Genomic DNA, 23,261 nt, shown 5'->3' with positions numbered 1-23,261 from the left:
ACAGACACCGAGCCGTCAACAGTGAGCTACCAAAGATCCCGATGCCCATCGCTAGGAGCAGCGCTTTTTCCATAGATGACTCCTTTCTCAAAGATAACCGGTTCGTGGATGTGCAGAATAGTGGGTGCGCGGCGAACCATGGCGCAGTCTCTAGGAAAACTCGCCAAATTCGATCTTCCTGAGAACTCCCTTAACCTCTCGACGACCTTCTGAGGTCTCGCATAGTTCCATAGGTCGCCGATGGCCAAGTGCGGCAACAGGACTGTTTAGCCAGTCACAAGCTAGCTGGCGAGATTCAAAGACCTGCGAGGCGTACTCGATTAACTCGTCCATACTTTTGGATTCTCTAAAACAGTGAAGTTCCTTTAAATAAAAGGGGGAGATGATCTGCCCCCGGGTATTTAATCCAACTGCTCCCTAGTAATGTGCGTTACTGACCCTGACCCGTTGTTCGGGAATCATTCTGGCAGATAATGTTTTACCAAATATCTGGTACGATGTTCGATACCGGGCGTCGGCGCGTCGGCGCCCCCCAGGGGGCTTAGTTGCTAGTAGCAAAAAGGGCGAGAACTTCGTTCCAGTACTGATTGCTAATACAGAGGTCCACTTCCTCCTCATCTGCGATCTTGCCGGCTTGACCAGAATCGTCAACTGACGATTGATCCTCCAGATTCAATGTGAACGCAAAGTTGTTGTCTTGGTAGAACTTCATTGCTTTTGATTTCTGAGTGCCCAAAGTCTCCGAATTTGGGACGAATGAAACAACCTTTTCCCCAGGAAGATCTTCTCCGATCCTGCGAGCAAATTCCGCTAAGTTTGGTTCAGCCAATACGTAAAGCCAAGCACTTGTATCTGCCGGATCCTCTGGCTGTCGCCTGAGAATCCGGCCGAGAACCTGCCGAAAATGCAGTTCCGTTCGGATTCGACTGAGGTGGCAGCAAACCTGAAGTCTCGGAATGTCCGTGCCTTCGCTGATCATCCCAACCGAGATGATCCAACGATCTGACGACGCCTTGAAATTGGATATAATGCGCTGCGCTTCAGGCGTCTGATAGTTGACGATGATTGGATGTTCGCCAGTAGCCGCAAGGCGTCCTTCTATTTGTTCAGCATGTGCCACAGACGCTGCGACAACAAGCCCTCCTGCCAAAGGCGTATGCTTGCGTATGCTGGTCAATTTCGCTGAAGCTTCAGAGAGCATTTGGTCAATGACTTCATCTCTGAATAAGAAATCCGAATAGGTGATGTGCTCGTTCTTGAGAGACTCGCTGATACTCGCGAACGTTTTACACCCCAACTCGTCCGATTTAAGACTGATCTCGCGATTGTCTGTAAGAGCGATCTTCGGTGCCCGGCATACGCCTTCAGAAATAGCCTGTTGCAGACCGTACTCGTAGTCACAGGAAATCCGTCCGTTACATGTTTTGTAATGAGAAAGAACAATTGGACTGTCGTCAGTTCGCCACGGAGTACCCGAGAGTGCCATGGTGTAACGTGCTCTCCCTTGAATCTTCTCCAAAATGGTTCGTCCCCAGCTATTACCAATTGAGGAGTTCTCCCAAACGACTCCTGAGCAGTGATGAATCTCATCGAGAACGACCAGAACGCGGTACTCGCGCAATACCTGCCATAGTTCCTCTGGCAGAGTGTCCATGGACTGGTAAGTGTAAGAGCCGCCTGCCGCCCCAATTTGGCCATTAAAGCTCCTTCCAAGAATATGTCCGAAGGTGGTTGCAACGCCATCAGCAACTGCGCGAGATGGAGAAAAACAAATAACAAAATCTATTTTATCTCGCTGGAAAAGCGCCTTCGCAACCGAGGCGACCATGACCGTTTTACCAGCTCCTGGTGTTGCTTGGCAGAGAAAATGAGACTGGCTCTCATAGATTGAAAGAGCTTTCTCAACGCATTTAATCTGCCATGCGCGAAGTCGGATCATGAATTACATCCTATATCTGCCAGTACTGTTTCCACGGCACGCAGTTGGCCCAGCAGCTTGGTGCTTCGGTCGCGAGACTCAAAGTATTGGGTTCTGACCGCTTGCTGGAGCGCCGGAAACTGGTTGTAGAGGCGCTGATACTCTTCAGCCTCGCCAATACTTGTCATTAATTCGACCTTTCGTTTTGAAAGCTCCTCTTTCAATCCTTTCAGCGTCACCGGGTCAATTGAGGCTTCGTTTTTCTGTTCTGATTGAGCAAAAGGTGAGCGTTTGGTTTTCAAAGAAATCCCGGAAGGCTGGCCTCTGTAAATGAATTTGCAGCCCCTTCCTGTCTCACCCTCGTGCCTTTTTATAACACCCGCAGATTCGAGGCGGAGCAACTCTTTATAGATGAATTTGCGAATCGAATTGCGATCAGGATTCGCGGAGTGTGATAACCGAGCCAGGTAAAGATCGCGAATCGAGGTTGTTGAAAATGGACTATTTTCCAGTTCCTTCATAAGCGAAAGCAAAATGTGATCGACGCAAATTTGCTTCATCTTGTTCATGAGAGAGTCCTACATTGGTCTGACGGTCGATCGGATCGATTCAAGAAAATGGGTAGTATATGCCGTGGCTCCACATGCCTCAAGAAACCATAGTCTTGCTCTTTATGAGGGTAAGAAATGGGTTCTCTTGTCTGTGAGGCTTTCGGGCGAAATCTTCGAGCAATTCGAAAATCAAAAGGGTTTTCCCAAGAGCGCTTAGCGCACGATGCTGGGATAGATAGAAGTTATGTTGGCAAGATCGAGAGAGGGGAGGTCAACATTACGCTCGAAAAAATTTATGTATTGGCTGGGCTGCTTGAATGCTCGCCAAAAGATCTGATACCAGACGTTAATAAGCTTTAGAAGCGATTCCGTAGTCTTGGCGGTCATGTCGCCAAAACGCGGCCGGAGATTGGCACCATAAATTGGCTTCGGTCGCAAAGCGAACATTCAGATTGACCACAAAAGCGGAACTTTTCTTCGGCCGCGTGACCTGGTTGCCTTCCCCACCCCCGATTCACTGAAAGACCCGCCGCTAAGGGAATACTTGGCAAAACGCAACCGGGCGGAGAACCCTAATCAGCGGTGCAACTAAAACAGGGATGTTTACAATACGACCTGGCTTTCAAGGGCAATCGCTTCACACTCTAAGTTTTGCAGACGGTCAGTTTCGACACGCTTGACCTGCTCCCCTCTAGAAGCTGTCCCTCTTTCGTGCAGCTGCCTCATAAGCGAGCCATATAATTCTTACCATCGCTGAAAGTTTCACTTATACAATGGCTGGCCTTAAGTCAAAACCTGAACTGCACAGCAAAGTTTGACCTGATGATCTGCCCCAAATCATTAAAAGCGGAACGTTAAAAAATTAAATTCCACCAGCAATAAGCATCATCAGAAGAGGCCCAACGAATAAAAATAGCGAGAGAACAACCAATAAGAAAAGTGGGCGCCAGCTTTCTCCGAGCATACTGGAAAACTGAATTCGCGCACCTAGCCCGACCATAGCTGTCACCAAACAGAACTCTGAGACAGCCTCTGCAATAAGTTTGATCTGAGTTCCTAAAAGGCCGAAAGTATTGAGAGCAACGACTGCAGCAAAAGCATAAAGGAAACCTGGGAGCCCATTATCCTGATCGCTTCGGGATCTTTGCCACAGAGCTATAAGTGTGATGACTGGAACGAGCGCTGCAACACGCAACATTTTCGTATAAATGGCAACGTCTCCGACAGGCTCCGATATAGCGTACCCCGCGCCCGCTACCTGGGCCACGTCATGTATGGAAATACCGATTAAGAGACCAGCACTCCGAGCGTCTACGCCCAGAAGACCATATAGAAATGGATAAGCAATCATCGCAATACTGCCAATTCCAGTCACGCTGGCTACGATATAGGGAAGGATGCGGGACGTGCCGCTCCGAGCACTCAAAATAGCCGCTACCGCCATGGCTGCAGATGCACCGCAGATTGCGACCGCCGCACCACCGATTAGCCAACATTCGGTAGGGAGTCGCAACCAGCGTCCTAGCATCCATGCCACTAGAATCGTGATGGGTACACAAAACATCACAAGGAGTACTGGAGACCAACCAAGTACCAACATCTGGTCAAGTTCAAGGCGAACCCCGAGTAGAACTACACCAAGTTTCAGAACACTCTGCCGGCTAAATTCAGCGCCATCATGGAAAGGGTGTTCGCGCATGGGATCGCCGACAACATAACCTAGAAAAAGAGCCAGAATAAGTGAAGGAACTCCCCAAAACGGTGATGAGATAATGGCAGCCAATGCGAGGATCGCGCAAAGAGCGATTCCAGGAAATACTGAAAGCTGTAAGCTAAACGCTGCAGGAAATCGGAAACCCACGTGATGATCCTCAAAAAATTATTCGGCACCCCAGATGAAGCAGATTCCATGCCAAGCAACAACCAAGAAGAACGCTCGGCACGTTTAATGCATGAGATTCTTGGACCTCCTCAACATTCTGGAAAGCTCTATGCCCGTTACACTGCGCCAATTGGAGATTTTCTCGTTTGTAGTTAAATTTGGGAACTTCAGCGAAGCCGCTAAAGAGCTTAAACTTTCTCAGCCAGCAGTAAGTATGTCGGTCTCTCAACTGGAAAAAACTTTGGGAGAGCGGGTTTTTGACCGAGTGGATCGTTGCTTACTGCTCAATGATCGAGGCCGAGCTCTACTACCACTTGCGGAAGAGCTCTGCTCCCGAGCAAGTGAAATCAAAATCGGATCCGGTGCCCGGCCAGCCCAGCATGTGGGTTCATTAAAAGTGGGAGCGAGCTCCACTATCGGGAATTATCTTCTGCCAGTGATCTTGGGGGACTTCATAAGGCATCACACGAGGAGCAGGATTGAACTAAGTTCAAGCAATACGGCAAAAGTCCTTCAGGATTTATCCTCCTTTAAAATAGACATCGCATTTATTGAAGGAATCAGCGTTTCACCTGAGCTGCAGGCTCTGCATTGGCGACACGATAGGCTAGCGATTGTTGCCTCCTCTAATCACCCTCTGGCAAAACACCCCCCAGAAAATGTTCAGCAGTTACTTGATGAGCCTGACTGGATACTTCGTGAGAGAGGTTCCGGCACCCGGACAATCTTTGAGAACGCCATAAGTGAACACCTGCACGAACTGAAGGTTTACCTGGAACTGGGGCACACCGAAGCGATCAAAACCGCGGTTGCCGCCGGCCTCGGCATAAGCTGCCTTTCAATAATGGCGGTACGCGCCATGCTGGACCATGGAGACTTAGTTGAAGTCGACGTACCCTTTTTAGATCTAAAAAGAAGCTTTTACATTGTGATACACCGGGATAAATACCGCAGCCGTTTAATGAATGCTTTCCTACGCTTCTGCGAGGAATGGCAGGAGATCAGGCGGTAGCAGACTTTTCATCCAGATATTCCCTTGCCAGATACAAAGCCAGCAATGAACGCGCTTCGGTGATTTGCACATCCGTGTCACCGGAGAGCAGGGCATCGATATTGCGTCCGAACGATTTCAGGGGCTCTGGCTCATCGCCTGTCAACGGTGACTCGTAAAGAAGCTCCGCCAGGACGACCTGAACCCGAAAACCGAGCACTGAAGAGGCCACGCTCAGATCTCGCAGAAGTTTCAGTCTTCTGGCGCCGAAACCCACTTCCTCTTTCAGTTCGCGGTTGGCAGTCTGTTCCGGCGATTCCCCAGGCTCTCGCATACCCTGGGGAAGGCCCACTTCGTAGCTTTCGGTGCCCACAGTATATTCCCTGACCAGCAGCACGTTTCTGTCGGGCAAAACCGGAACAACAATCACCGCACCGGGCCAGTGGCCGGCCGGGATGCGTTCTAGAGCGGCTTCGGCGCCATTGCTGTAGCGCACATGCACGGTTTCAATGCTGAAAAGCCGTGACTGGGCAGCCAGCTCTACACCAAGGATTTTCGGGCTGTCGGCTATTGCTGGTTCATGTTGGTTTTTCAAAAACTCTCTCCTGCAACAAGCCCGACCGGGCATTTCGGGAAGCCGGAGCGCGGCTCCAGATAATCAATCAGGTCACGGATGGCAAGGGTTTTAAAACCGAACTCTTTTGCCAGCCTTCTGAGATCATGCTGGCCCGCCATTCCACCTTCTCGATTCATAATTTCACATATCACGGCGCCCGGTGTGAGGCCGGCGAGCTTCGCCAGTTCAACAGACGCCTCGGTGTGGCCCGGGCGCTCCAGCACGCCACCACTGCTGGCACTGAGTACCGGCAGGTGTCCGGGAGCCACCAGGTCCCCGGGCTTACTGGACGGATCCAGCGCAACACGAACGGCCTCTGCCCGGTCAGGGGCAGAGATACCGGTTGTGATTCCCTTGCGTGCATCAACTGGCATACAGAAAGGCGTGGAATGAGCTGTCTGATTGGCTTCCGGTGGAACCAGCAGTGACAGTCCGAGCTCCTGAACCCGGGTTTCCGGAAGGGAAAGGCAGATCAGCCCACGCCCGTGTACGGCCATAAAATTGATGGCTTCCGGGCTGGCATGTTCGGCGGCCACACACAGATCCCCTTCGTTCTCTCGGTCCTCATCGTCCGTGAGAATAATCATGTTACCGGCCGCCAGTTCAGACAGTGCGGCCCTCAGCTTTACCGATGGCATGCTTGGCATAAACCCTCCTTATACTCGTCCGGCCAGGCTGGGGGGACCCATGGCTGCAGGAGTCAGTTGGCCGCAGGCAGCAACCAAAGCTTCACCCAGCTGGCCAAGATCCCCCTCAACATCAGGATTAACGATTTTTCCATCGCGGTAGTCCGAATTGTTAAGATAGACACTGCCTGGCAACTGGAACGCATTGAACCAGGCAAGTACCGGGCGCATGGCCATATCAATGGCCAGGTAATGATGATCCCAGGCGGCGGTCGCCACCAGGCCAACCGGCTTACCTTCCATGGACTGAACGGGAACCCGGTCGAGAAGGTTCTTCAGTGCCCCGGTAAAGGAACCGCGATAGATCGGCGAACCGATCACAAAGCAGTCCCCCGAGGCGATCCGTTCAAGGACTTCCGTGGTATCGTCCTCGCATTCCTCCGGCTTTCGGTGGTCGGCGATCCCGACTCTGTCTTCCGCCAGATTCACAATGCTGACGTCAAGGGAAGGCTCTGCTTCCTTCGCCGCGTCTGCCACCATCATAAGCGCAAGGCGGGTGCGGCCACTGGGGGCCGCACTGCCGTTGATCACCACCAGCCTCATGAAGCACCCCCGGCTGCCATGCGCGGGGATGCCTCAGGCATCTCCAGCCCCGCATAGTTGCCTTTCCAGTACAGTAGTGGCCGTATCTCTTCATCAACAGACGCATAATCGATCTGAACTATATAGAGGGTGTGATCACCTGCCTCATATGATTCGGTAACCACCGCCTCCATCACCGCTGCACAGTTGTTGAAAACCAGCGCCCCACCCGGACAGCGCCGGGTATCCAGGTCGTCAAAGCGATCACGGTCAGGGTTTTTCCAGGCATAGCGGTTGGAAATCTTCCGCTGGGATTCGCACAGAAGGCTGATACCAATCCGCCCTGCCTTGGCAACCAGTTGATCGGTATTGCTTCCACGCTTGACGCACACAAGCGCCAGCGGTGGTTCAGCAGACACTGAGGTGAACGATGTCGCTGTCATCGCGTGCAACTGTCCATCGCTTTCGGCAGTGATCACGGCGACACCCGACGCTAACTGCCTCATGGTCTGGCAAAAAAGCTCGTTGTTTATCATTACTGCCTCCCTGACCTTAATAGGCCAACAGGTTGTCTCGAAGAGTCGAGCCGGTATATTCAGTGCGGTAGCGGCCGCGTCTTTGAAGTTCGGGAACCACCATATCGACGAACTCCTCAAAGCAGCCCGGGGTGTAGGTGGCTGCCAGCATGAAGCCATCCGCGCCACCTTCATCCATGTACATTTCCATCTGGTCAGCAATGTCTGCTGGCGTGCCAATGGCTACTGGCATACCCATGCCCTGGGCATAAATAATCGCAGCTTCTCTGACAGTGACCGGATCACCGCCCTTGGCGTAGATGATGGATTCGAAAAGGCCTTGAATACCGGGAATTTCAATATTCTGCACGTGCTCATCGAGATCGTAGGTGGAGAAGTCCGGGCCGAAGTGTCCGGACATCCAGGCCAGAGCACCTTCGAGAGGTATGCAATCTATGATGCGCTGGTACTTTTCCTGCGCTTCTTCCCGAGTTTCGGCGACCACGGTCTGGAGCCCATACATTAGTTTGACGCTTCCAGGATCGCGCCCTTCCTCGGCCACCCGCTTGCTGAGATCCTCTGCATACTCACGCATGCGATCAACGTTGGGATGAACAGCAAAAATCGCTTCGGCGTGGCGGGCCGCAAAACTGCGACCGGTGTCAGAGGAGCCTGCCTGCCAGAGCACGGGACGGCCCTGCGGCGAACGACAGACAAACGAACGGCCTTTCGAAGTGAAAAAATCACCCTGAAAATCGATTTCCCGGACTTTTGCCGGGTCTGCGTACACGCCACTTTCTTTGTCCGCGACGATGGCGTCTTCATCCCATGAATCCCAAAGCTGGTAGCACAGATCAAGATATTCTTCCATGCGCTCATAACGACGGGAGCGGTCGGTCATCGGTGCCCCATGGGCATCCCACTCACTCTTGGAGTACGAACTGACAACATTCCACGCCACTCGACCGTTAGATAGATGGTCGAGGCTGGACAAGCGGCGAACCATCGAGAAAGGATGTTCAAAAGCCGTGGAAAGCGTGACGCCCACGCCAAGGTGCTTGGTCGCTCCGGTTATAATGGGAACAATGGTTGATGGCTCATGGGTAGGGCACTGAACAGCATACTTGACTGTCGCGTCCGAGCTCTGCTCGTAGTTGTTGTAAGGCGCAAGCTGGTCAGCAATAAACATTGCATCAAACAGTCCCCGCTCCATGGTCCGGCCCATGTGCTGCCAATATTCGGGGCGACGCCAGTCCCAATTAACTTTATCCTTGGGGTGCCGCCACATTCCTGTGGCATGACTGTTTACACCGTGTTGTATAAATCCGAGTAAGTGTGCTTTTTTCTTGGACATACTGCCTCCACTGGCATTTTATGTTGAATAGCTATCAGCCCGTACAGTGTTTCTGGAACGGCTGCATAACATGTTGAGCAAAGTGCTTGCTGCCGCTGACCATGTCTTCAAACTGACACATCAGGACATCCACACCGATGTCTTTGAGCTCTTCCACCCGCCTGGCGATCGTCTCATCGGAGCCCACCAGGCCAATGTCGAAACCACAGTTGGAATCAAGCATTTTCTCCTTGCTCATTCCCTCCCAGGTGCTGGCCCCGGATTCAGCCATTGCTGCGCTGAGTTCCTCGACCAGAGCATCGTCCCTCTGCTCCTGCAGCTCCTGATAACGGGCACGGGCAGCGTTGTCTGTCTCTGCCATCAGTACAAAGGCACTGACCGCGATCCTCAGGGGCTTCACATCGGCGGATGTGATATCCCTGATCCGGGCGATGGTGTCCCGGAGCTCTACAATGGGCATGCTGTTCAGGAAAATCGTGTCGCCGAACCTTCTGGCAAGTGCCAGGCCGTCTTCAGACTGGCCGCTTACCCAAATCGGGGGTTGGGGGGAATTCCCTGTTCCCTGCTCCCAGAAACTACGCAGGCTGTCGCAATATTCATTGGCCCGCCGGTAGCGGCCGGCGTGATCCAGGTACTCCACCCCGGCCTGCCGGAACTCTTCGGGCCACCAGCCGCAAACAATGTTCACGGCGCATCGGCCATTGCTCATCCGTTGCAGGCTGCGGGCCATCTGGGCCGACACCATCGGCGAACGGAACCCTGGCTTGCTGGCAACGATCAACCCGATGTTCCGGGTCACCGTTGCCAAGCCCGCGGCAAACATCCATGGGTCTGCAACTTCGGCATCCGCGCCGTAGACGCAGTTCAGCAGGTTTTCAGACCCGTACAGGTAGTCATACCCGGCAGCCTCGGCCTGCACTGCCAGACGACTGCAGAGCTCGAAATCCGGCTGCGGCCGCTGGTTGACCAATCTCAACCAGCCACCATAAACGGGGAGCCAAAGGCCAAACTTCATGCCGACGCCTCCTTACTGGGCCTGTGGATCTTTGAAAAATGCCACACCATTCATCGTCGCTGTGACAATGGCCAGCAGTGGCCCTGCGTACATCATTTCCGGCACAAAGCCGACCGAGGCAATGATCACGGCTGATGCAATCACGGCACAGACAATGGCCAGGCCGTAGTTGCTATTTTCTTCATCTGGTATCGGGGCGGCATTATCGGAATTCTGATGGTCTGTGACCGCGCCGGTGACTCCCCTGTAATAACCCAGCACGAAAACCACCGTTGCAATCAGTCCCATCAACAGGAATACAAAAAAAGTAAGTGACATAGCTTTATCCTCCGTTTGGCCCTATCAGGCCTGAGCTGGCTTTGGGGCGTGTCCGTGGACAACGTCTGTATCTTTATCAAGGCTGGTGACATCACTCAGTTCGTCATCATTGAAGGTGACCGGCTTGACCATGGCTGCAATAACCACGGTGATACCGCTGATAAACAGAATAGAAAGGGTGCCCACCAGCTCGCCGTACATGCTTCTGAGCGGCATACCGATCACGATTGAGAGAACGATGCCTCCGACAAAACCAGCGGTTGTGGTGCGGTTCCACAGAATCGCCATCACCAAGGGCAGAAGGATGGAAGTCTTCAGGGCGTAGGTGGTCAGAACCAGTGTCGTGAAATCCACCCCGGATAGAACAATGAAGGCCGCGACAGTACCACCGACAAACATCGATGCCTTGGTGATGTAGAACAGCGAGCGCTCACCGGTGCTCGGGCGGAATCGCTTGACAATATCAACCGCAACAATGGATGACAGGGCAGCGCTGGCACCATCAATAGTGGAGTAACAGGCCGCCAGAATCACCAGGGTATAGGCGATAATCAGCGTCATCGGCAGACCAATGTGGGAGATAATATAGGGGCCAATTGCGACGATATCACCGCCGATCTCGGTAGCCGTCAGGCCATACCCGATACCAACCAGGCCAAGCATGCCAAGGCAGATCGGGATCGGATAGAACAGTGCGCCGGCCCACATAAAGGTACGGGATACCTGGTCCTTGCGCACCGACCAGACCTTCTGCCAGAACGTCTGGTCTGCAACGACCGACGCCAGAAGACCAAAGGCCAGGGTAATACCAAAGCCGGCAGCCGCTGCCTTGTCGAGCACCGACAGGTTCTTTTCACCGGCAGAGTCTACCGCCGCATATATTGTATCCACACCACCGGGAATCAGATCGAACACGGCGACTATCACAACCGCCGCAGGAACCGTGATCATCCAGGTATTGATGGTACCGGTCATTACTGCAGTCCAAAGCCCGCCAAAGAAGCCGTAAATCATTACAACAACAACAGTGACAATGGTCGCCACCTTCCAGTCGATGGAAAACACCGTAGACATGACGACGGAGGTGCCTTTTAGGTTAATCAGTATCTCAAGCAGGATTCCGAAGATCATGGTGATGGTTACAACGCCTGCAGCGATCTGGGAACGACCGAACCTGTTGAAGGCGAACTGGCTGATGGTATAGCCCTCTGGCATCTTCTTGCGCAGAACGCGCGCCAGGGGAATCATGGCCATCAGTGCGAGGCCATTGGGGACAACAAACCATAGCAGGCCAGATAGCCCCCACTGGAAAGCCATGGCTGAACTCATCATGACCGCCATGGCCCAGGTCCAGACAGAAATGATCGATCCGACACCAAAGCCCAGACCGATTCTGCGGTTTGAAGAGATAAAATCGTGGGTGTTTCTGATCAGAGTCATCTTGATCATGTAAGCGATGACCAGGAATACCAGGCCAGTGCCAATCATAAGTGCGAAGCCAAGGCCCGGTGTGAGCCCTTCTGTTAGCTGTAGCGCCGACTTGTCCATATTTAGGTTCCTCAAGTTGGATTCTGTTCACGCCAGAGTGCGCTGACAGGAGTCTTAGCAACTGGCATGCCATGAAGGAAAACTGTTTATGGAACATATCGATAGTTCAATGGGGAATAGTAGGACCGCCCTTCTTCCGTGCACCCGCCTCATAAAGGAGCCATTTATTGCTTATTTTTAATATAAGTTTTCGTTATGGGTTCTAAGGCGAAAGATCATTACGTTTAAATGCCCTCGCTCTCTGATTGGCGAGCAGGAAGCGCTGGCAAGCACTTAAGTCATGGGGCAGGTCTTGGTTGATATCGTTATATGGGGGGTATGGCGGAATGCTTAGTATCCGCATGTATTGAATATGGATTTCGTTAACAAACGAGAGTTGAAGTTTCGGAGTAACTTATGGGGCTGTTACTTACAGAGTGACATTCGTTCCTGAACTTACCCAAAACACCTGGAAGATGTTCCCCCACAATGAAACCTCGGTGCAGTCCAGGCCGCCTTGGTTGCAACTTAGCATCTGGCGGAAATGAAATAGAAAAATCAACGCCCACAGGATCTGATTAACGCTTTTACTTACTTTTAGCGAGCAATTTAATGGGCATGTTCACCATGGGTCACAGTTAATCTGTGCGAAGTATTGTTTTAGCAGGACGTTTCGTTTCCACATCATCTAATGACAACGACTCTACAAAATAATCCAGCAACATTCGCACTTTTGGCGACAGGTGGCGGTTATGAGGATACACCGCCCATATGCCGTCATCGTCTTCCTGATAACGGGTCAGCAGTGGTATCAACGTTTTCAAATGCAGTGCCGACTGAACGTAGTAGTCCGGCAACTGGACGATACCAATGCCCTTGAGAGCCGCATCGAGCAGTGCTCTGCCGCTGTCACAACGGATATTTCCGTTTATCCGGACATTGCGGGGGGTGCCGGCCTCCTGGAAGCGCCAGTAATCCAGGTTGCCCTGCAGGCAGTTATGATGCGCCAACTCGGGCAGTGAGTGAGGCGTTCCGTTCGTGGAGAGATAAGTCGGTGAGGCGCACACGTATAGTGTCCGGGAGGCGAGGCGCCTGGCCATCAGGCTGGAGTCCTCCAGCCTACCCAAGCGCACGGCAAGATCGTAGCCCTCGGCCACCAGATCCACTGTCTGATTCGTGAGGTTCATCTCTACGTCGAGTTCTGGGTAATGCCTTACAAAGTCATTAACCAGGGGCGCGATAGACTTCTCTCCATAGGTCACGGGCGCCGTCAATCTCAACCTCCCCCGTGGTACCAACTGCATATTGGTGATGGAACGCTCTGCCTGTTCCAGGGCGTCCAGGACCTGGCGGCAATGCTGATAGTAGATCTGTCCGGCCTCAGTCGTGGAAACACGCCTGGTCGTTCGATAGAACAATCGGGTGGACAGGCGGGCTTCAAGCGAACTGACCTGCCGGCTTACCTGCGCGGTCGACACACCCAGTCGGCTCGCGGCACGGGTGAAACTCTCCGTTTCCGCAACAGCCACAAATTCGTTTACCCCTTCCCACCGATACATGATGTTTACTCTGTCGCTTTTTGCATCTTTGTTATTGCATTTTTGTAAAAGTGATTTACTAAATACACTCATTATCAATCATATGGTGATAAATACAATAAACCGATCATTCGGGCGATCCCTGCCCCTGCCGATATTACCAACGGAGAAAGTTATGGCTGAAATGATCAAGTCAAAAGCGGCGATTGCCTGGGGCCCCGGTAAACCACTGTCCATTGAAGAAGTTGACGTTATGCCCCCGCAAGCCGGGGAAGTCCGCGTGCGCATAGTCGCAACCGGCGTTTGCCACACCGACATGTTCACTCTCTCCGGTGAGGATCCCGAGGGCAACTTTCCATCGATTCTTGGTCACGAGGGCGGTGGTGTTGTGGAAGCTGTTGGCGAAGGCGTCACCAGCCTTGAGATCGGCGATCACGTCATTCCCTTGTACACGCCGGAGTGTGGCGAGTGCAGATTCTGCCTGTCAGGCAAAACCAACCTGTGCGGAAAAATTCGCGAAACCCAGGGCAAGGGATTAATGCCAGACGGCACCAGCCGTTTCTATAAGGACAATCAGCCGATCCATCACTATATGGGCTGCTCAACCTTCTCCGAGCACACCGTGCTACCAGAGATTTCTCTGGCCAAGGTCAACAAGGAAGCACCGCTTGAAGAAGTTTGCCTACTGGGCTGTGGCGTGACTACCGGCATGGGTGCCGTCATGAACACTGCCAAGGTGGAAGAAGGCGCTACTGTGGCGATATTCGGGCTAGGCGGCATCGGACTGTCTGCCATTATCGGTGCCACCATGGCCAAAGCCAGGCGCATTATCGGTATCGACATCAACGAGAGTAAGTTTGACTTGGCACGTCAACTGGGCGCGACCGATTGCATCAATCCGAAGGACTACGACAGGCCCATTCAGGAAGTGATTGTCGCTCTCACTGACGGTGGCGTGGACTATTCCTTCGAGTGCATTGGAAACGTCGATGTTATGCGTTCAGCCCTGGAATGCTGCCACAAGGGCTGGGGTGAGTCGGTCGTTATAGGTGTTGCCGGCGCTGGCCAGGAAATCTCTACCCGTCCGTTCCAGCTCGTCACCGGCCGGGTCTGGAAAGGTTCTGCCTTCGGTGGTGTCAAGGGCCGGTCCGAGTTACCAGGCATTGTCGAACGCTACCTGCAAGGCGAGTTCAAGCTCAACGATTTTATCACCCATACCATGGGGCTGGAGGACATCAATGAAGCCTTCGACCTGATGCATGAAGGCAAAAGCATCCGCAGCGTTATACATTTCGATAAGTGATCGTGAGGGCCACACGCGGTCCGGCAGGTTACCCGTTGACGAAGTTTCCAATAAACCTTGAGAACTTGAGTAGCAACAAAAGCTTCGGTGGCTGGCACAAGCAGTACATCACTACTCCGAAAGCCTCAGCTGCCCATGCACTTCGCAATTTACTTGCCACCGCAGGTTGCCGATGGACAAAAGGTACCAGGGCGTTATTGGCTGCCTAGCCTGACCTGCACCGATGAAAACTTCGTGCAAAAAGCCGGTGCCCATTGAGTGGCGGCGGAACTGGGCATTGCCATCATGGCACTGGATACCAGCCCGCAAGGCATAAGCGTTGCCAACAATGGCAGTTACGATCTTGGCCAGGGCGCGGGCTTCTATGTCAATGCTAGCGAAAACTCCTGGAACATTGCCGCATGTATGATTATGCGTTGAACAAATTGTCATCAATGATTAAATCGTTTTTCCCTTCACTGAACAGCGCTCGATCGCCAGCCATTTGATGGGAATACCATACGGGGTTAGCTCAAGGCTGACATATCGGCAGCTCGGGAAATACTTCCTTCACGTCTCGCTTCTATAAGTTAAGACCTGTGGATTCTCTGAATGCTTGGAGGACTTGACGTTAATAAAAGCATAGGGACGATAGACCGGAAAAAGCGGTGCATCGATCCTGTAAAGGACAGGTGGAATTTCCTAGTACTGGACACACCAAGTCTGTTGTTGGACCTACCACCCGGCGTTAAATCGAGCAATGCACTCTTTGGACTTGTACGACTACCTAGGCTCCATTAACTACCCCATCCTTGGGCGGCAAAAAAGTCCGCTTTCCAATGGAAGCATGCTTCTTTAGAGCGGGCTTACCAATGTTCGCTTTTGTTTAGCAGAGTTCAGAGGATGCCTTGGTCGCACAACGGACATTCAGATCCGAGTCCGAAAGACCCAGTTTAAGGCTGGGGTGTGTCACGCGTATCGGGGGACGTCCACTAAGGCGGATCCGTTCCATGGCAACACTGAAGCATACTCGGTTGAGTGTGGACGTATGATCGCTAATTTTGAAAATTATCGAGAGGCTGCCTAAATTCAATCTTCTTCTGAATTGCTTTTAAGGGCCTCAATAGCTGTCTCTTTGAGTACGATCATCACACTTTCGTCTTCGTACCGACTCTCAATATCGTCGTATAACTCCCTAAGATCAGAGTAGTCACCTGTCGGAACAATCTTAAATATGAGTATGGAACCGTACTGTTCGATCAGATTATCAAAAATATCTAGATCATCGTCAGTATAGGACTCCTCTATAGACTCCCTCCCCATTACATAGGCTATTGAGTCACCAGGCGATTCAGCCACAACCACTTTTCGCGTAACATTATCGAGGTCTACATCAAAAACTTTAAACTCTGAGCATTCTAGGGAGTTTTCAACTAAGCTTATAAAGCTTTCAAGCGTCCAGGCCTCTCCAGAGCGTGGGGTAGGCGTTGATGCGCCCAAGAAGTGCATTAATTCGCGTTCGCTTAAACACAGGACCCCTGTTCGTCTGGCAAGCTCTATCGCTGACTTAGTGTATCCTCCATTAGTTACAACAACCGCACAATCTCCATTGTAATATTTTAGCGCGCTATAAACTTCTTGCACTGCCTTATTTCCCACCGGGGCCTTATAATGCTTGGCCTGAACCACTAGTGTTCCATCTCCATTATAAACTAGCAGGTCAGCACCTTGATCACCTGACCCACTAGTTACTTCAGCTCTTAATCCTGCTTCGTTTTGTATCCGTTTCAGAAGATGATATTCATACTCATGTCCAGTGCCTTCAAAATCTTCATGATCGACGTAATTAATTTGACCATCAACATCGAGGTTTATAATGTAAGAAGTGATGTTCATCACCATAGCGGAATCTAATGTTTCGATCATTGACTCATCATCTTCTAAAGCAGGTACATCGTTTCCGAAATCAACTGTCTTATTATATATATGATTAGAGTCTTTTATGATGGATTCGTTATTTAAAAACCAAGAAAAAACCTGGTCTTTTAACTTTCTTTCATAATATGATTCGATATAATCATTCCAGGGTTCATACTGTTCGTCACCAAATTCATCACGATAAACAAGTTGCCGAAACTTGGAAGCTAAAACATCTTTATGTGCAGACACTATGGGCAAGCATTTCTCATGAAAGCATAGTGCTTCGATGATTTGTGCAAGGAACGATGCCTCATTATAATCTTCAAAGTCGTTAACCAAGCTCGGCCTCACGACATCCTTAAACAGCTCGTTAAGCTTGAGGCCATTTTGTACTCCAGTCTTAATACTTTCTGAAAAACCTGATTTATGCTCTCCCAATAGTCTAACGCCGATCATTTCGAATGTTTGAAGGAAGTCAAGATCTAGGAAATGCCCCTTTAACTCAACAAATAATCTTTCTGAAGAAATTTCATGAGACTCCCCCTGGTTTCTCGGCTCGGCAAAGCCAAAAAGACGTTTTAACATTCGAATCTCCTAATCAAAGTCAAACATGAATTGTAGCTCAAACGGTCACATTCGTCATTGACCAATTTGTTAGTGCTTGCGAGGTTTAGTTGAGAATTTACGGTCTTGCCATCGAGGTTACTGCCTGAGAACGTTGAACCACAACAAATGAAGGCGCAGCCGCAGTGGAGTAGGTGTCGCCGTGACTGGCCTGATTATGCTTTGTTGCTTATTGATCAAGACGCATATCGCACGTGATCTCATCCAGCTCTTTAGCAATTTTCTCTACTGACTCATCTTTGACTGTATCAGAGGCTCGGCTTCTTTCGAGCTGGTGGAGGTGGACAAGCACGCTCGTGAATTTGCTGTATAAAGATGGCTTGATAAAATATTTTGCAGAAAGCAGGGTGCCCTAATCCTCCAGGTGCTCAGATATTTTATAGTCCGCCCACTCTGTATCGAAATCAAGCTTAATTTGTTGAGCTGAAAGGGCCACTTTATTTCTTTCAAACAAAAAGACATTTTTTCTGCTCTCGCGTATCGCCTTGTACGAGAAGAACGCTGCTGCCGCTGCGCTGATTGCTGAGACGGCCGCAAACAGATTTTCCAAATCCATATATCACCCTCTGGTTTAAGCTTAACGCTTTTGTAAAAGGCGCGACGTCAGGAGCGTCCTTTTAAAAAACCTGTTAGATTTTCAATCTCTGACTTAGACAATGACTCAAGATATTGAATAAGCATTCGCTTTTGCTTTTTATCATCAGTGTCACCCTCGGGGTCAAATGATAAAAGCAAGTCTGTGAATCCCAAGTTTCTAATTTCCACTTGGTTAGCATTGCTTGATAAGCAGTCTGGGACTTCGGTTCGATATGGGTCACAGATAATTAACTTTGTGCCGGGGATCTTCAACCAATCACAAAAGACCACATTTACATGCTTATCTCCGAAACCATAGCCAATGACAACAAGTTCACGGGCAGACAAAATTCTAGTTTTAAATTCTTCAAATAACTCTCTAGGTGCAATCTGTTCAAACTTGTCTGAAAACTTGTGTCCACCTGAAAGTAAAGATCGCCTTAGAAATTGCAATTCACCAGAGTCATCATTAACAAAAAGCTCATTAACCCCTCGAGCGCCTGACTTTCGGCATTCCTCCAAGCTAAGTCTTTCGATATTTCTCACCGCCCTAACGTAAGACCCAAACTCGCTATTTCCGATGGATTTCAGATATTTACCTTTATCTTCTATTGCAAAAATATCAAATGATCCGTGTAGCTTGACAAGATTAACGCCAGACTCGTTTTGATCAAAGAAGTCTAAGCGGTGCTGCTGAAGCTCCTCTTTCGTAAGAACTTTGAACGAACCCAATCGACTATATCCATGTTCACGATCAGCATAGAAGCCATCTTTGAACGGAATTTTGTAGAATGCACATAGCTCCTCTACGATTAAGTCATGATTCAGTGAGTAGATATCTAAACAGCCAATTTGTTTGATGATCGCTTTCAAACCAAAATAGTGATCAAATCTCAACTGCATTCTGGGGTTGCACTTCTCTTGCAGATCCAAGAGCAATAACTGGATGCATTCTATGGCTTGATTAATTAACCCATCAACAATTTCGCGCTCTTTTCCAACCGAAGATAACTTCCATTTCTCTAGCTCGCTTACCATTTGCTCATAGTGCATATTGGTATTGCCTATGATTGCCACAAATCGCTCTTTGACTTCCTCGTTATCTGAAAAATTGAATAGCTGTGTACCAATCCTTTTTAAAACATTCTCCCTAAATGTGGTTGTAAATGGCCAGACAAGCGGCATCCCACACTCTACTGACGCTCCTGCACCTAGAAAAAATGCTAACATTTGGTAAGTAGTCCTTGAAAATCTAACAGCTTACTCAACGGAAAATGACGTATGTCCCGCATGAGCATACTCTTCAATGGGAAAAGGCATAAAACGCCACTTTATATTTAATTATCAGCGGCCTACGAGTCTATCACCGAAACATTTTGCATCGAGATATTCGTAGATTGTCGTTTTTGGCGCAATTTTAAGGTTCGCCTACCTAATTTTACTCCGCAGCACTATTTCATAAATTCTTGAGACTTTAAAACCTACAATTAAGCGACGAAGTTTTTCGACGTCTGTCGGTGATATCCGCTATCCAGGAAATCTCGCAAAAAGGCACTGATAGCCAAATCTGAATATCCGCTTTTGTTTAAAACCGGAAAGCACATATGCGGCCAAGGCTCGCGGCGTACCTCACCATGATTTGGCCGAAGCGGACAAAAATTTTTCAAGGTCATTTGGTCGCCGGGCGGCCGCCATCTTGAGTCTGATCCAGCTAACAGCGATTAACGAACATCAATTGTGTAGCTATCGAAGCAATGTGCTGGCTCACTGCCCGCGTTGAGGGCTAGTCTGAGCAGTGAATTTTTGCTTTTAAAACTATAAACGGACTGACTATCGTCGGCGGGGTGCGATATCTGGACACGTACAAAAAGTTAAGTTTTGAGCCCAGATTTGGTCCAAAATCGATGAAAGATAACGAAAGCGGCTGGTTTTTCGTGAATTTTAGGGCGGTGAGACGCTCGACCAGGCTGAGAGGACCGTTAGTGCTGAGGCCGTCAGCCTGCGCACAAACCTAACTAAAAACTAATGGGATAGATCAGCTTATTGGGCCATGTTGGCAGAATCCTTTTATCAAACAGTCGCTTGAGAAATGAATACACGTCAGGTGCCTGATCAAGGCCTTCGGGGTGGGCAGTCCGGGATCGTCAAAATCAGGGATGATTTTGTCGAGCGTACAGGGATGTATTCACAGCGTATCCCGGACTGCCCATCCCGGAGGCCGACACCACGGGTGCCAGTACCTGAGAACAGTAATCGGGTAAGGTAACGAAACGTACCTTTGATAGCAATTGAGCAGAAACCGGAGTTGGCCGCATGCCGGTATCTGCGGACGGTATAAAGGGTGATTTTTCACCCGTTTGTAAGATAGAATAGCGGCCCAATTTTTCTGGGAGCCTGCGGAGATCGCCAAAGCTCTCCGGGCCAGCCAAGCACACAGGGGCAGCGCATCCATGTTTAATCGTGAAATGAAAATCGCCGGCTTTGACGACGAACTCTGGAACGCCATGCAGGCGGAAGAGAAGCGTCAGGAAGCTCACATCGAGCTGATTGCGTCCGAGAACTACACCAGCCCCCGGGTGATGGAAGCCCAGGGCAGCGTGCTGACCAACAAGTACGCGGAAGGCTATCCGGGCAAGCGCTACTATGGCGGCTGCGAGTTCGTGGATATTGCCGAAGATCTGGCGATTGAGCGCGCCAAGGAACTGTTTGGTGCTGCCTATGCCAACGTTCAGCCGCATTCCGGCTCCCAGGCCAACTCCGCTGTTTTCATGGCCCTGCTCAAGCCAGGCGATACTGTTCTGGGTATGAGTCTGGCGCACGGTGGTCACCTGACCCATGGTGCCAGTGTAAACTTCTCCGGCAAGATCTATCACGCCGTGCAGTACGGCCTGAACCCGGAAACCGGCCTGATCGATTACGACGAAGTGGAAGCGCTGGCCGTTGAGCACAAGCCGAAGATGATTATTGCCGGCTTCTCAGCCTATTCCCAGGAACTGGATTTCGCCCGCTTCCGTGAGATTGCGGACAAGGTGGGGGCCTATCTGTTTGTTGATATGGCCCACGTTGCTGGTCTGGTAGCCGCCGGCGTTTACCCGGATCCGGTTCCGCACGCCCACGTGATTGCAACCACCACCCACAAGACCCTTCGCGGTCCCCGCGGTGGTCTGATCCTGGCCTGCGATGATGCTGACCTGCAGAAGAAGCTGAACTCTGCGGTATTTCCGGGCGGCCAGGGTGGCCCTCTGATGCACGTGATTGCCGCCAAGGCCGTGTGCTTCAAGGAAGCCATGAGCGACGATTTCAAGATCTACCAACAGCAGGTTGTGAAGAACGCCTCTGCCATGGCTCAGGTGTTCGTTGATCGCGGCTATGACGTAGTCTCCGGTGGCACAAAGAACCACCTGTTCCTGGTCAGCCTGATCAAGCAGGACATTACCGGTAAAGATGCGGATGCGGCACTGGGCCGTGCTCACATTACTGTGAACAAGAACGCGGTTCCTAATGATCCCCGGTCTCCGTTCGTTACTTCCGGTCTTCGTATTGGTACCCCGGCGATTACCACCCGCGGTTTCGGCGAGTCGGAGTGTCGTGACCTGGCTGGCTGGATCTGCGATATCCTCGATAACCTGGACGATGACGCGGTCAACAGCCGGGTTCGCGAACAGGTGAGCGCGCTCTGCGCCCGTTTTCCTGTCTACGGCTAATCGTTTTATAGCTAGACTACAGGCATGATTCGCCGGGCCGATCAGTCGGCCCGGCTTCCTCCTCGGAGTTCCTGACTATGCATTGTCCCTTCTGTGGTGAAGCAGATACCAAGGTGATTGACTCCCGGCTGGTGGCCGAGGGTGATCAGGTGCGTCGCCGCAGGGAATGCCTGTCCTGTCGGGAACGGTTCACGACCTTCGAGTCTGCAGAGCTGGTGATGCCGCGTGTGGTCAAGCAGGACGGCACCCGGCAGCCGTTTGATGAAGAAAAGCTGCGTGCAGGGCTGATGAAAGCGCTGGAAAAGCGGCCGGTAAGCATCGAGCAGATTGACGCGGCCCTGAATCGGATCAAATACCGTTTGCGGGCGACCGGCGAGCGCGAAGTGAAATCCATGCAACTGGGCGAGGAGGTAATGACCGAGTTGCGTCAGTTGGACAAGGTTGCCTATGTCCGCTTCGCTTCGGTGTATCGAAGCTTCCAGGATATCAACGAATTCAAGGAAGAGATTGAGAGGTTGTCGGCAAGCAACGGCGAGGCGGCTGTTGATGTGGCTAAAGCGCTGGCGGATAACCACGCCCCGAAAGGAAAGGCATGATCGAGAACCGCGACAGGGCCATGATGGCGCGGGCTGTCCAGCTTGCCTGGCGCGGTCGGTACTCTACCCATCCCAATCCCCGGGTTGGCTGTGTCATTGCCCGCGGCGATCTGATACTCGGTGAGGGCTGGCATGAGCGTGCCGGAGAAGCCCACGCCGAGACCCGTGCCCTGAGTCAGGCGGGTCCCGATGCCCGGGGCGCGACGGCGTATGTAACACTTGAGCCGTGCAGCCATTTTGGCCGCACGCCGCCCTGCGCCAGGGCCCTCATTGATGCTGGCGTTGCGCATGTCTACGCCGCGACCAAGGATCCGAATCCCTCGGTGTCTGGCCGGGGGCTGGATATGCTGAGGGAAGCAGGCGTGCGGGTTACCGAGGGCCTGCTGGCGGAAGAAGCTACCCGCCTGAATCCGGGGTTCATGAAGCGCATGAACACGGGGCGTCCCTGGGTGCGACTTAAAATGGCGGCTAGCCTGGATGGCCGTACCGCCATGGCCTCCGGTGAGAGCCAGTGGATAACCGGTGCAGAGGCCCGTCAGGATGTTCAGCGTCTGAGAGCGATTAGTGATGCCATCCTGACCGGTGTCGGCACGGTGCTCGCCGATGACCCGTCACTGACAGTCCGACGCGAAGAGCTGGGGGATATCGGCGACGCGACGGAGCCGTCCAGGCAGCCGCTCCGGGTGATTGCCGACCGGGACGCGCGCACGCCGTCTTCCGCGAAAATTCTTCAGGGGGGTAACGTGCAGGTGTTCTGTGCGTCATCGACCCTGGCGACAGCACCGGCCCAGGATCTGGCGGCGCTGGGTATCAGCCTTACTGGCGTCGCCTGGAAGGATAACGGTATTGATCTGGCGGAGCTCCTGGACTCGCTTGGGGAGCTGGGGATCAACGAGCTGCTGGTTGAGGCAGGTCCTACTCTGGCCGGCACCTTTATCAGCGAAAACCTGGTCGATGAACTCTGGCTCTATCAGGCGCCGGTTTTTCTCGGCAGCACGGGACGTCCGACCGCGCATCTGCCGCTGGACACCATGGCAGATAAAGTACAATGGAAAGTGCTGGACCGACGTCAGGTAGGTGAGGATCAGCGTCTGATCCTTGCCCGCCGGTAATCCATAAACTCAGG

At 51.7% G+C, this 23,261-nt stretch carries 24 protein-coding genes; 8 read left to right on the top strand and 16 right to left on the bottom strand.

Annotated elements, in window-relative coordinates:
* Window positions 1-150: 150 nt before the first annotated feature.
* The 3 genes from A8B84_RS22175 to A8B84_RS20005 all read right to left on the bottom strand — a co-directional run bounded on the left by A8B84_RS22175 (window position 151) and on the right by A8B84_RS20005 (window position 2,487).
* Window positions 151-333, bottom strand: coding sequence for an MbcA/ParS/Xre antitoxin family protein (locus A8B84_RS22175; protein ID WP_064230247.1), 183 nt, complete (start codon window positions 331-333; stop codon window positions 151-153).
* A gap of 208 nt (window positions 334-541) precedes the next feature.
* Window positions 542-1,939, bottom strand: coding sequence for a DEAD/DEAH box helicase (locus A8B84_RS20010; protein ID WP_064230246.1), 1,398 nt, complete (start codon window positions 1,937-1,939; stop codon window positions 542-544).
* Window positions 1,936-2,487 carry a hypothetical protein gene (locus tag A8B84_RS20005; RefSeq protein ID WP_064230245.1) on the bottom strand — a complete coding sequence of 184 codons (552 nt, stop codon included), beginning with the start codon at window positions 2,485-2,487 and terminating at the stop codon, window positions 1,936-1,938. Before A8B84_RS20005 ends, A8B84_RS20010 begins: the two co-directional genes overlap by 4 nt.
* 117 nt (window positions 2,488-2,604) lie before the next feature.
* Here A8B84_RS20005 and A8B84_RS21410 point away from each other — a divergent pair, with 117 nt between their 5' ends.
* On the top strand, window positions 2,605-2,829 hold the full coding sequence (locus A8B84_RS21410) for a helix-turn-helix domain-containing protein (RefSeq protein ID WP_082905241.1): 225 nt from the start codon (window positions 2,605-2,607) through the stop codon (window positions 2,827-2,829).
* 502 nt (window positions 2,830-3,331) lie between these two features.
* Here the strand turns inward: A8B84_RS21410 and A8B84_RS19995 are convergent.
* On the bottom strand, window positions 3,332-4,330 hold the full coding sequence (locus A8B84_RS19995) for a YeiH family protein (RefSeq protein ID WP_064230243.1): 999 nt from the start codon (window positions 4,328-4,330) through the stop codon (window positions 3,332-3,334).
* Here A8B84_RS19995 and A8B84_RS21600 point away from each other — a divergent pair, their 5' ends adjacent.
* On the top strand, window positions 4,331-4,507 hold the full coding sequence (locus A8B84_RS21600; protein ID WP_161947156.1) for a hypothetical protein: 177 nt from the start codon (window positions 4,331-4,333) through the stop codon (window positions 4,505-4,507).
* Window positions 4,461-5,363: a LysR substrate-binding domain-containing protein gene (locus tag A8B84_RS19990; protein WP_064230346.1), complete on the top strand. Its 903-nt coding sequence runs from the start codon at window positions 4,461-4,463 to the stop codon at window positions 5,361-5,363. Before A8B84_RS21600 ends, A8B84_RS19990 begins: the two co-directional genes overlap by 47 nt.
* Here A8B84_RS19990 and nudE read toward each other — a convergent pair.
* The 9 genes from nudE to A8B84_RS19945 all read right to left on the bottom strand — a co-directional run bounded on the left by nudE (window position 5,353) and on the right by A8B84_RS19945 (window position 13,454).
* Window positions 5,353-5,937 (bottom strand): ADP compounds hydrolase NudE, encoded by a 585-nt coding sequence (gene nudE / locus A8B84_RS19985; RefSeq protein ID WP_227512880.1) that lies wholly within the window; start codon window positions 5,935-5,937, stop codon window positions 5,353-5,355. The two genes, A8B84_RS19990 and nudE, sit on opposite strands and share 11 nt — an antisense overlap.
* Window positions 5,934-6,605 (bottom strand): 3,4-dihydroxy-2-butanone-4-phosphate synthase, encoded by a 672-nt coding sequence (gene ribB, locus A8B84_RS19980; protein WP_064230242.1) that lies wholly within the window; start codon window positions 6,603-6,605, stop codon window positions 5,934-5,936. The genes nudE and ribB overlap by 4 nt, the downstream gene beginning before the upstream one ends.
* Window positions 6,606-6,614: 9 nt before the next feature.
* On the bottom strand, window positions 6,615-7,187 hold the full coding sequence (locus A8B84_RS19975) for an NADPH-dependent FMN reductase (RefSeq protein ID WP_064230241.1): 573 nt from the start codon (window positions 7,185-7,187) through the stop codon (window positions 6,615-6,617).
* Entirely contained in the window at window positions 7,184-7,702 is a 519-nt protein-coding gene (locus A8B84_RS19970; RefSeq protein ID WP_082905238.1) for a flavin reductase family protein, read from the bottom strand. Before A8B84_RS19970 ends, A8B84_RS19975 begins: the two co-directional genes overlap by 4 nt.
* A 16-nt stretch (window positions 7,703-7,718) precedes the next feature.
* On the bottom strand, window positions 7,719-9,035 hold the full coding sequence (locus A8B84_RS19965) for an LLM class flavin-dependent oxidoreductase (RefSeq protein ID WP_064230240.1): 1,317 nt from the start codon (window positions 9,033-9,035) through the stop codon (window positions 7,719-7,721).
* Window positions 9,036-9,069: 34 nt separating this feature from the next.
* Window positions 9,070-10,050, bottom strand: coding sequence for an LLM class flavin-dependent oxidoreductase (locus tag A8B84_RS19960; RefSeq protein WP_064230239.1), 981 nt, complete (start codon window positions 10,048-10,050; stop codon window positions 9,070-9,072).
* 12 nt (window positions 10,051-10,062) lie between these two features.
* Window positions 10,063-10,368 carry a hypothetical protein gene (locus A8B84_RS19955; protein WP_064230238.1) on the bottom strand — a complete coding sequence of 102 codons (306 nt, stop codon included), beginning with the start codon at window positions 10,366-10,368 and terminating at the stop codon, window positions 10,063-10,065.
* 24 nt (window positions 10,369-10,392) lie between these two features.
* A complete protein-coding gene (locus A8B84_RS19950; RefSeq protein WP_082905237.1) occupies window positions 10,393-11,916 on the bottom strand; it encodes a sodium:solute symporter family transporter in 1,524 nt (507 codons plus the stop codon).
* 617 nt (window positions 11,917-12,533) lie between these two features.
* Entirely contained in the window at window positions 12,534-13,454 is a 921-nt protein-coding gene (locus A8B84_RS19945; RefSeq protein WP_064230237.1) for a LysR substrate-binding domain-containing protein, read from the bottom strand.
* 163 nt (window positions 13,455-13,617) lie between these two features.
* Here A8B84_RS19945 and A8B84_RS19940 point away from each other — a divergent pair, with 163 nt between their 5' ends.
* Both A8B84_RS19940 and A8B84_RS21925 read left to right on the top strand, forming a co-directional pair.
* Complete coding sequence (locus A8B84_RS19940) at window positions 13,618-14,736, top strand: S-(hydroxymethyl)glutathione dehydrogenase/class III alcohol dehydrogenase (RefSeq protein WP_227512883.1); 1,119 nt, start codon at window positions 13,618-13,620, stop codon at window positions 14,734-14,736.
* A 258-nt stretch (window positions 14,737-14,994) separates the two neighbouring features.
* A complete protein-coding gene (locus tag A8B84_RS21925) occupies window positions 14,995-15,156 on the top strand; it encodes a hypothetical protein (protein WP_227512879.1) in 162 nt (53 codons plus the stop codon).
* A 648-nt stretch (window positions 15,157-15,804) separates the two neighbouring features.
* Here the strand turns inward: A8B84_RS21925 and A8B84_RS19935 are convergent.
* The 3 genes from A8B84_RS19935 to A8B84_RS19925 form a co-directional block, all read right to left on the bottom strand.
* Complete coding sequence (locus tag A8B84_RS19935) at window positions 15,805-17,220, bottom strand: restriction endonuclease (RefSeq protein WP_064230235.1); 1,416 nt, start codon at window positions 17,218-17,220, stop codon at window positions 15,805-15,807.
* Between the two features lie 391 nt (window positions 17,221-17,611).
* Window positions 17,612-17,815 carry a hypothetical protein gene (locus tag A8B84_RS19930; protein ID WP_064230234.1) on the bottom strand — a complete coding sequence of 68 codons (204 nt, stop codon included), beginning with the start codon at window positions 17,813-17,815 and terminating at the stop codon, window positions 17,612-17,614.
* A gap of 47 nt (window positions 17,816-17,862) precedes the next feature.
* Window positions 17,863-19,065, bottom strand: coding sequence for an SIR2 family protein (locus A8B84_RS19925; RefSeq protein WP_064230233.1), 1,203 nt, complete (start codon window positions 19,063-19,065; stop codon window positions 17,863-17,865).
* Window positions 19,066-20,285: 1,220 nt separating this feature from the next.
* Here A8B84_RS19925 and glyA point away from each other — a divergent pair.
* From glyA to ribD, 3 genes are all read left to right on the top strand, one after another.
* A complete protein-coding gene (gene glyA, locus A8B84_RS19920) occupies window positions 20,286-21,539 on the top strand; it encodes a serine hydroxymethyltransferase (protein WP_064230232.1) in 1,254 nt (417 codons plus the stop codon).
* A 77-nt stretch (window positions 21,540-21,616) separates the two neighbouring features.
* On the top strand, window positions 21,617-22,135 hold the full coding sequence (gene nrdR, locus A8B84_RS19915) for a transcriptional regulator NrdR (protein WP_008170769.1): 519 nt from the start codon (window positions 21,617-21,619) through the stop codon (window positions 22,133-22,135).
* A complete protein-coding gene (ribD, locus tag A8B84_RS19910) occupies window positions 22,132-23,247 on the top strand; it encodes a bifunctional diaminohydroxyphosphoribosylaminopyrimidine deaminase/5-amino-6-(5-phosphoribosylamino)uracil reductase RibD (protein ID WP_064230231.1) in 1,116 nt (371 codons plus the stop codon). The genes nrdR and ribD overlap by 4 nt, the downstream gene beginning before the upstream one ends.
* Window positions 23,248-23,261 lie beyond the last annotated feature (14 nt).

The organism is Marinobacter sp. EhC06, from assembly GCF_001650915.1.
Classification (GTDB): Bacteria; Pseudomonadota; Gammaproteobacteria; order Pseudomonadales; family Oleiphilaceae; genus Marinobacter.
This window is presented reverse-complemented; position numbering and strand designations above follow the sequence as displayed.

Excerpts from the sequence above, each read along its gene's own strand:
- A8B84_RS22175 (WP_064230247.1), bottom strand. The coding sequence starts at position 333 with ATGGACGAGTTAATCGAGTACGCCTCGCAGGTCTTTGAATCTCGCCAG.
- A8B84_RS20010 (WP_064230246.1), bottom strand. The coding sequence starts at position 1,939 with ATGATCCGACTTCGCGCATGGCAGATTAAATGCGTTGAGAAAGCTCTT.
- A8B84_RS20005 (WP_064230245.1), bottom strand. The coding sequence starts at position 2,487 with ATGAACAAGATGAAGCAAATTTGCGTCGATCACATTTTGCTTTCGCTT.
- A8B84_RS21410 (WP_082905241.1), top strand. The coding sequence starts at position 2,605 with ATGGGTTCTCTTGTCTGTGAGGCTTTCGGGCGAAATCTTCGAGCAATT.
- A8B84_RS19990 (WP_064230346.1), top strand. The coding sequence starts at position 4,461 with ATGCCCGTTACACTGCGCCAATTGGAGATTTTCTCGTTTGTAGTTAAA.
- ribB (WP_064230242.1), bottom strand. The coding sequence starts at position 6,605 with ATGCCAAGCATGCCATCGGTAAAGCTGAGGGCCGCACTGTCTGAACTG.
- A8B84_RS19975 (WP_064230241.1), bottom strand. The coding sequence starts at position 7,187 with ATGAGGCTGGTGGTGATCAACGGCAGTGCGGCCCCCAGTGGCCGCACC.
- A8B84_RS19970 (WP_082905238.1), bottom strand. The coding sequence starts at position 7,702 with ATGATAAACAACGAGCTTTTTTGCCAGACCATGAGGCAGTTAGCGTCG.
- A8B84_RS19965 (WP_064230240.1), bottom strand. The coding sequence starts at position 9,035 with ATGTCCAAGAAAAAAGCACACTTACTCGGATTTATACAACACGGTGTA.
- A8B84_RS19960 (WP_064230239.1), bottom strand. The coding sequence starts at position 10,050 with ATGAAGTTTGGCCTTTGGCTCCCCGTTTATGGTGGCTGGTTGAGATTG.
- A8B84_RS19955 (WP_064230238.1), bottom strand. The coding sequence starts at position 10,368 with ATGTCACTTACTTTTTTTGTATTCCTGTTGATGGGACTGATTGCAACG.
- A8B84_RS19950 (WP_082905237.1), bottom strand. The coding sequence starts at position 11,916 with ATGGACAAGTCGGCGCTACAGCTAACAGAAGGGCTCACACCGGGCCTT.
- A8B84_RS19945 (WP_064230237.1), bottom strand. The coding sequence starts at position 13,454 with ATGTATCGGTGGGAAGGGGTAAACGAATTTGTGGCTGTTGCGGAAACG.
- A8B84_RS19940 (WP_227512883.1), top strand. The coding sequence starts at position 13,618 with ATGATCAAGTCAAAAGCGGCGATTGCCTGGGGCCCCGGTAAACCACTG.
- A8B84_RS19935 (WP_064230235.1), bottom strand. The coding sequence starts at position 17,220 with ATGTTAAAACGTCTTTTTGGCTTTGCCGAGCCGAGAAACCAGGGGGAG.
- A8B84_RS19930 (WP_064230234.1), bottom strand. The coding sequence starts at position 17,815 with ATGGATTTGGAAAATCTGTTTGCGGCCGTCTCAGCAATCAGCGCAGCG.
- A8B84_RS19925 (WP_064230233.1), bottom strand. The coding sequence starts at position 19,065 with ATGTTAGCATTTTTTCTAGGTGCAGGAGCGTCAGTAGAGTGTGGGATG.
- glyA (WP_064230232.1), top strand. The coding sequence starts at position 20,286 with ATGTTTAATCGTGAAATGAAAATCGCCGGCTTTGACGACGAACTCTGG.
- nrdR (WP_008170769.1), top strand. The coding sequence starts at position 21,617 with ATGCATTGTCCCTTCTGTGGTGAAGCAGATACCAAGGTGATTGACTCC.
- ribD (WP_064230231.1), top strand. The coding sequence starts at position 22,132 with ATGATCGAGAACCGCGACAGGGCCATGATGGCGCGGGCTGTCCAGCTT.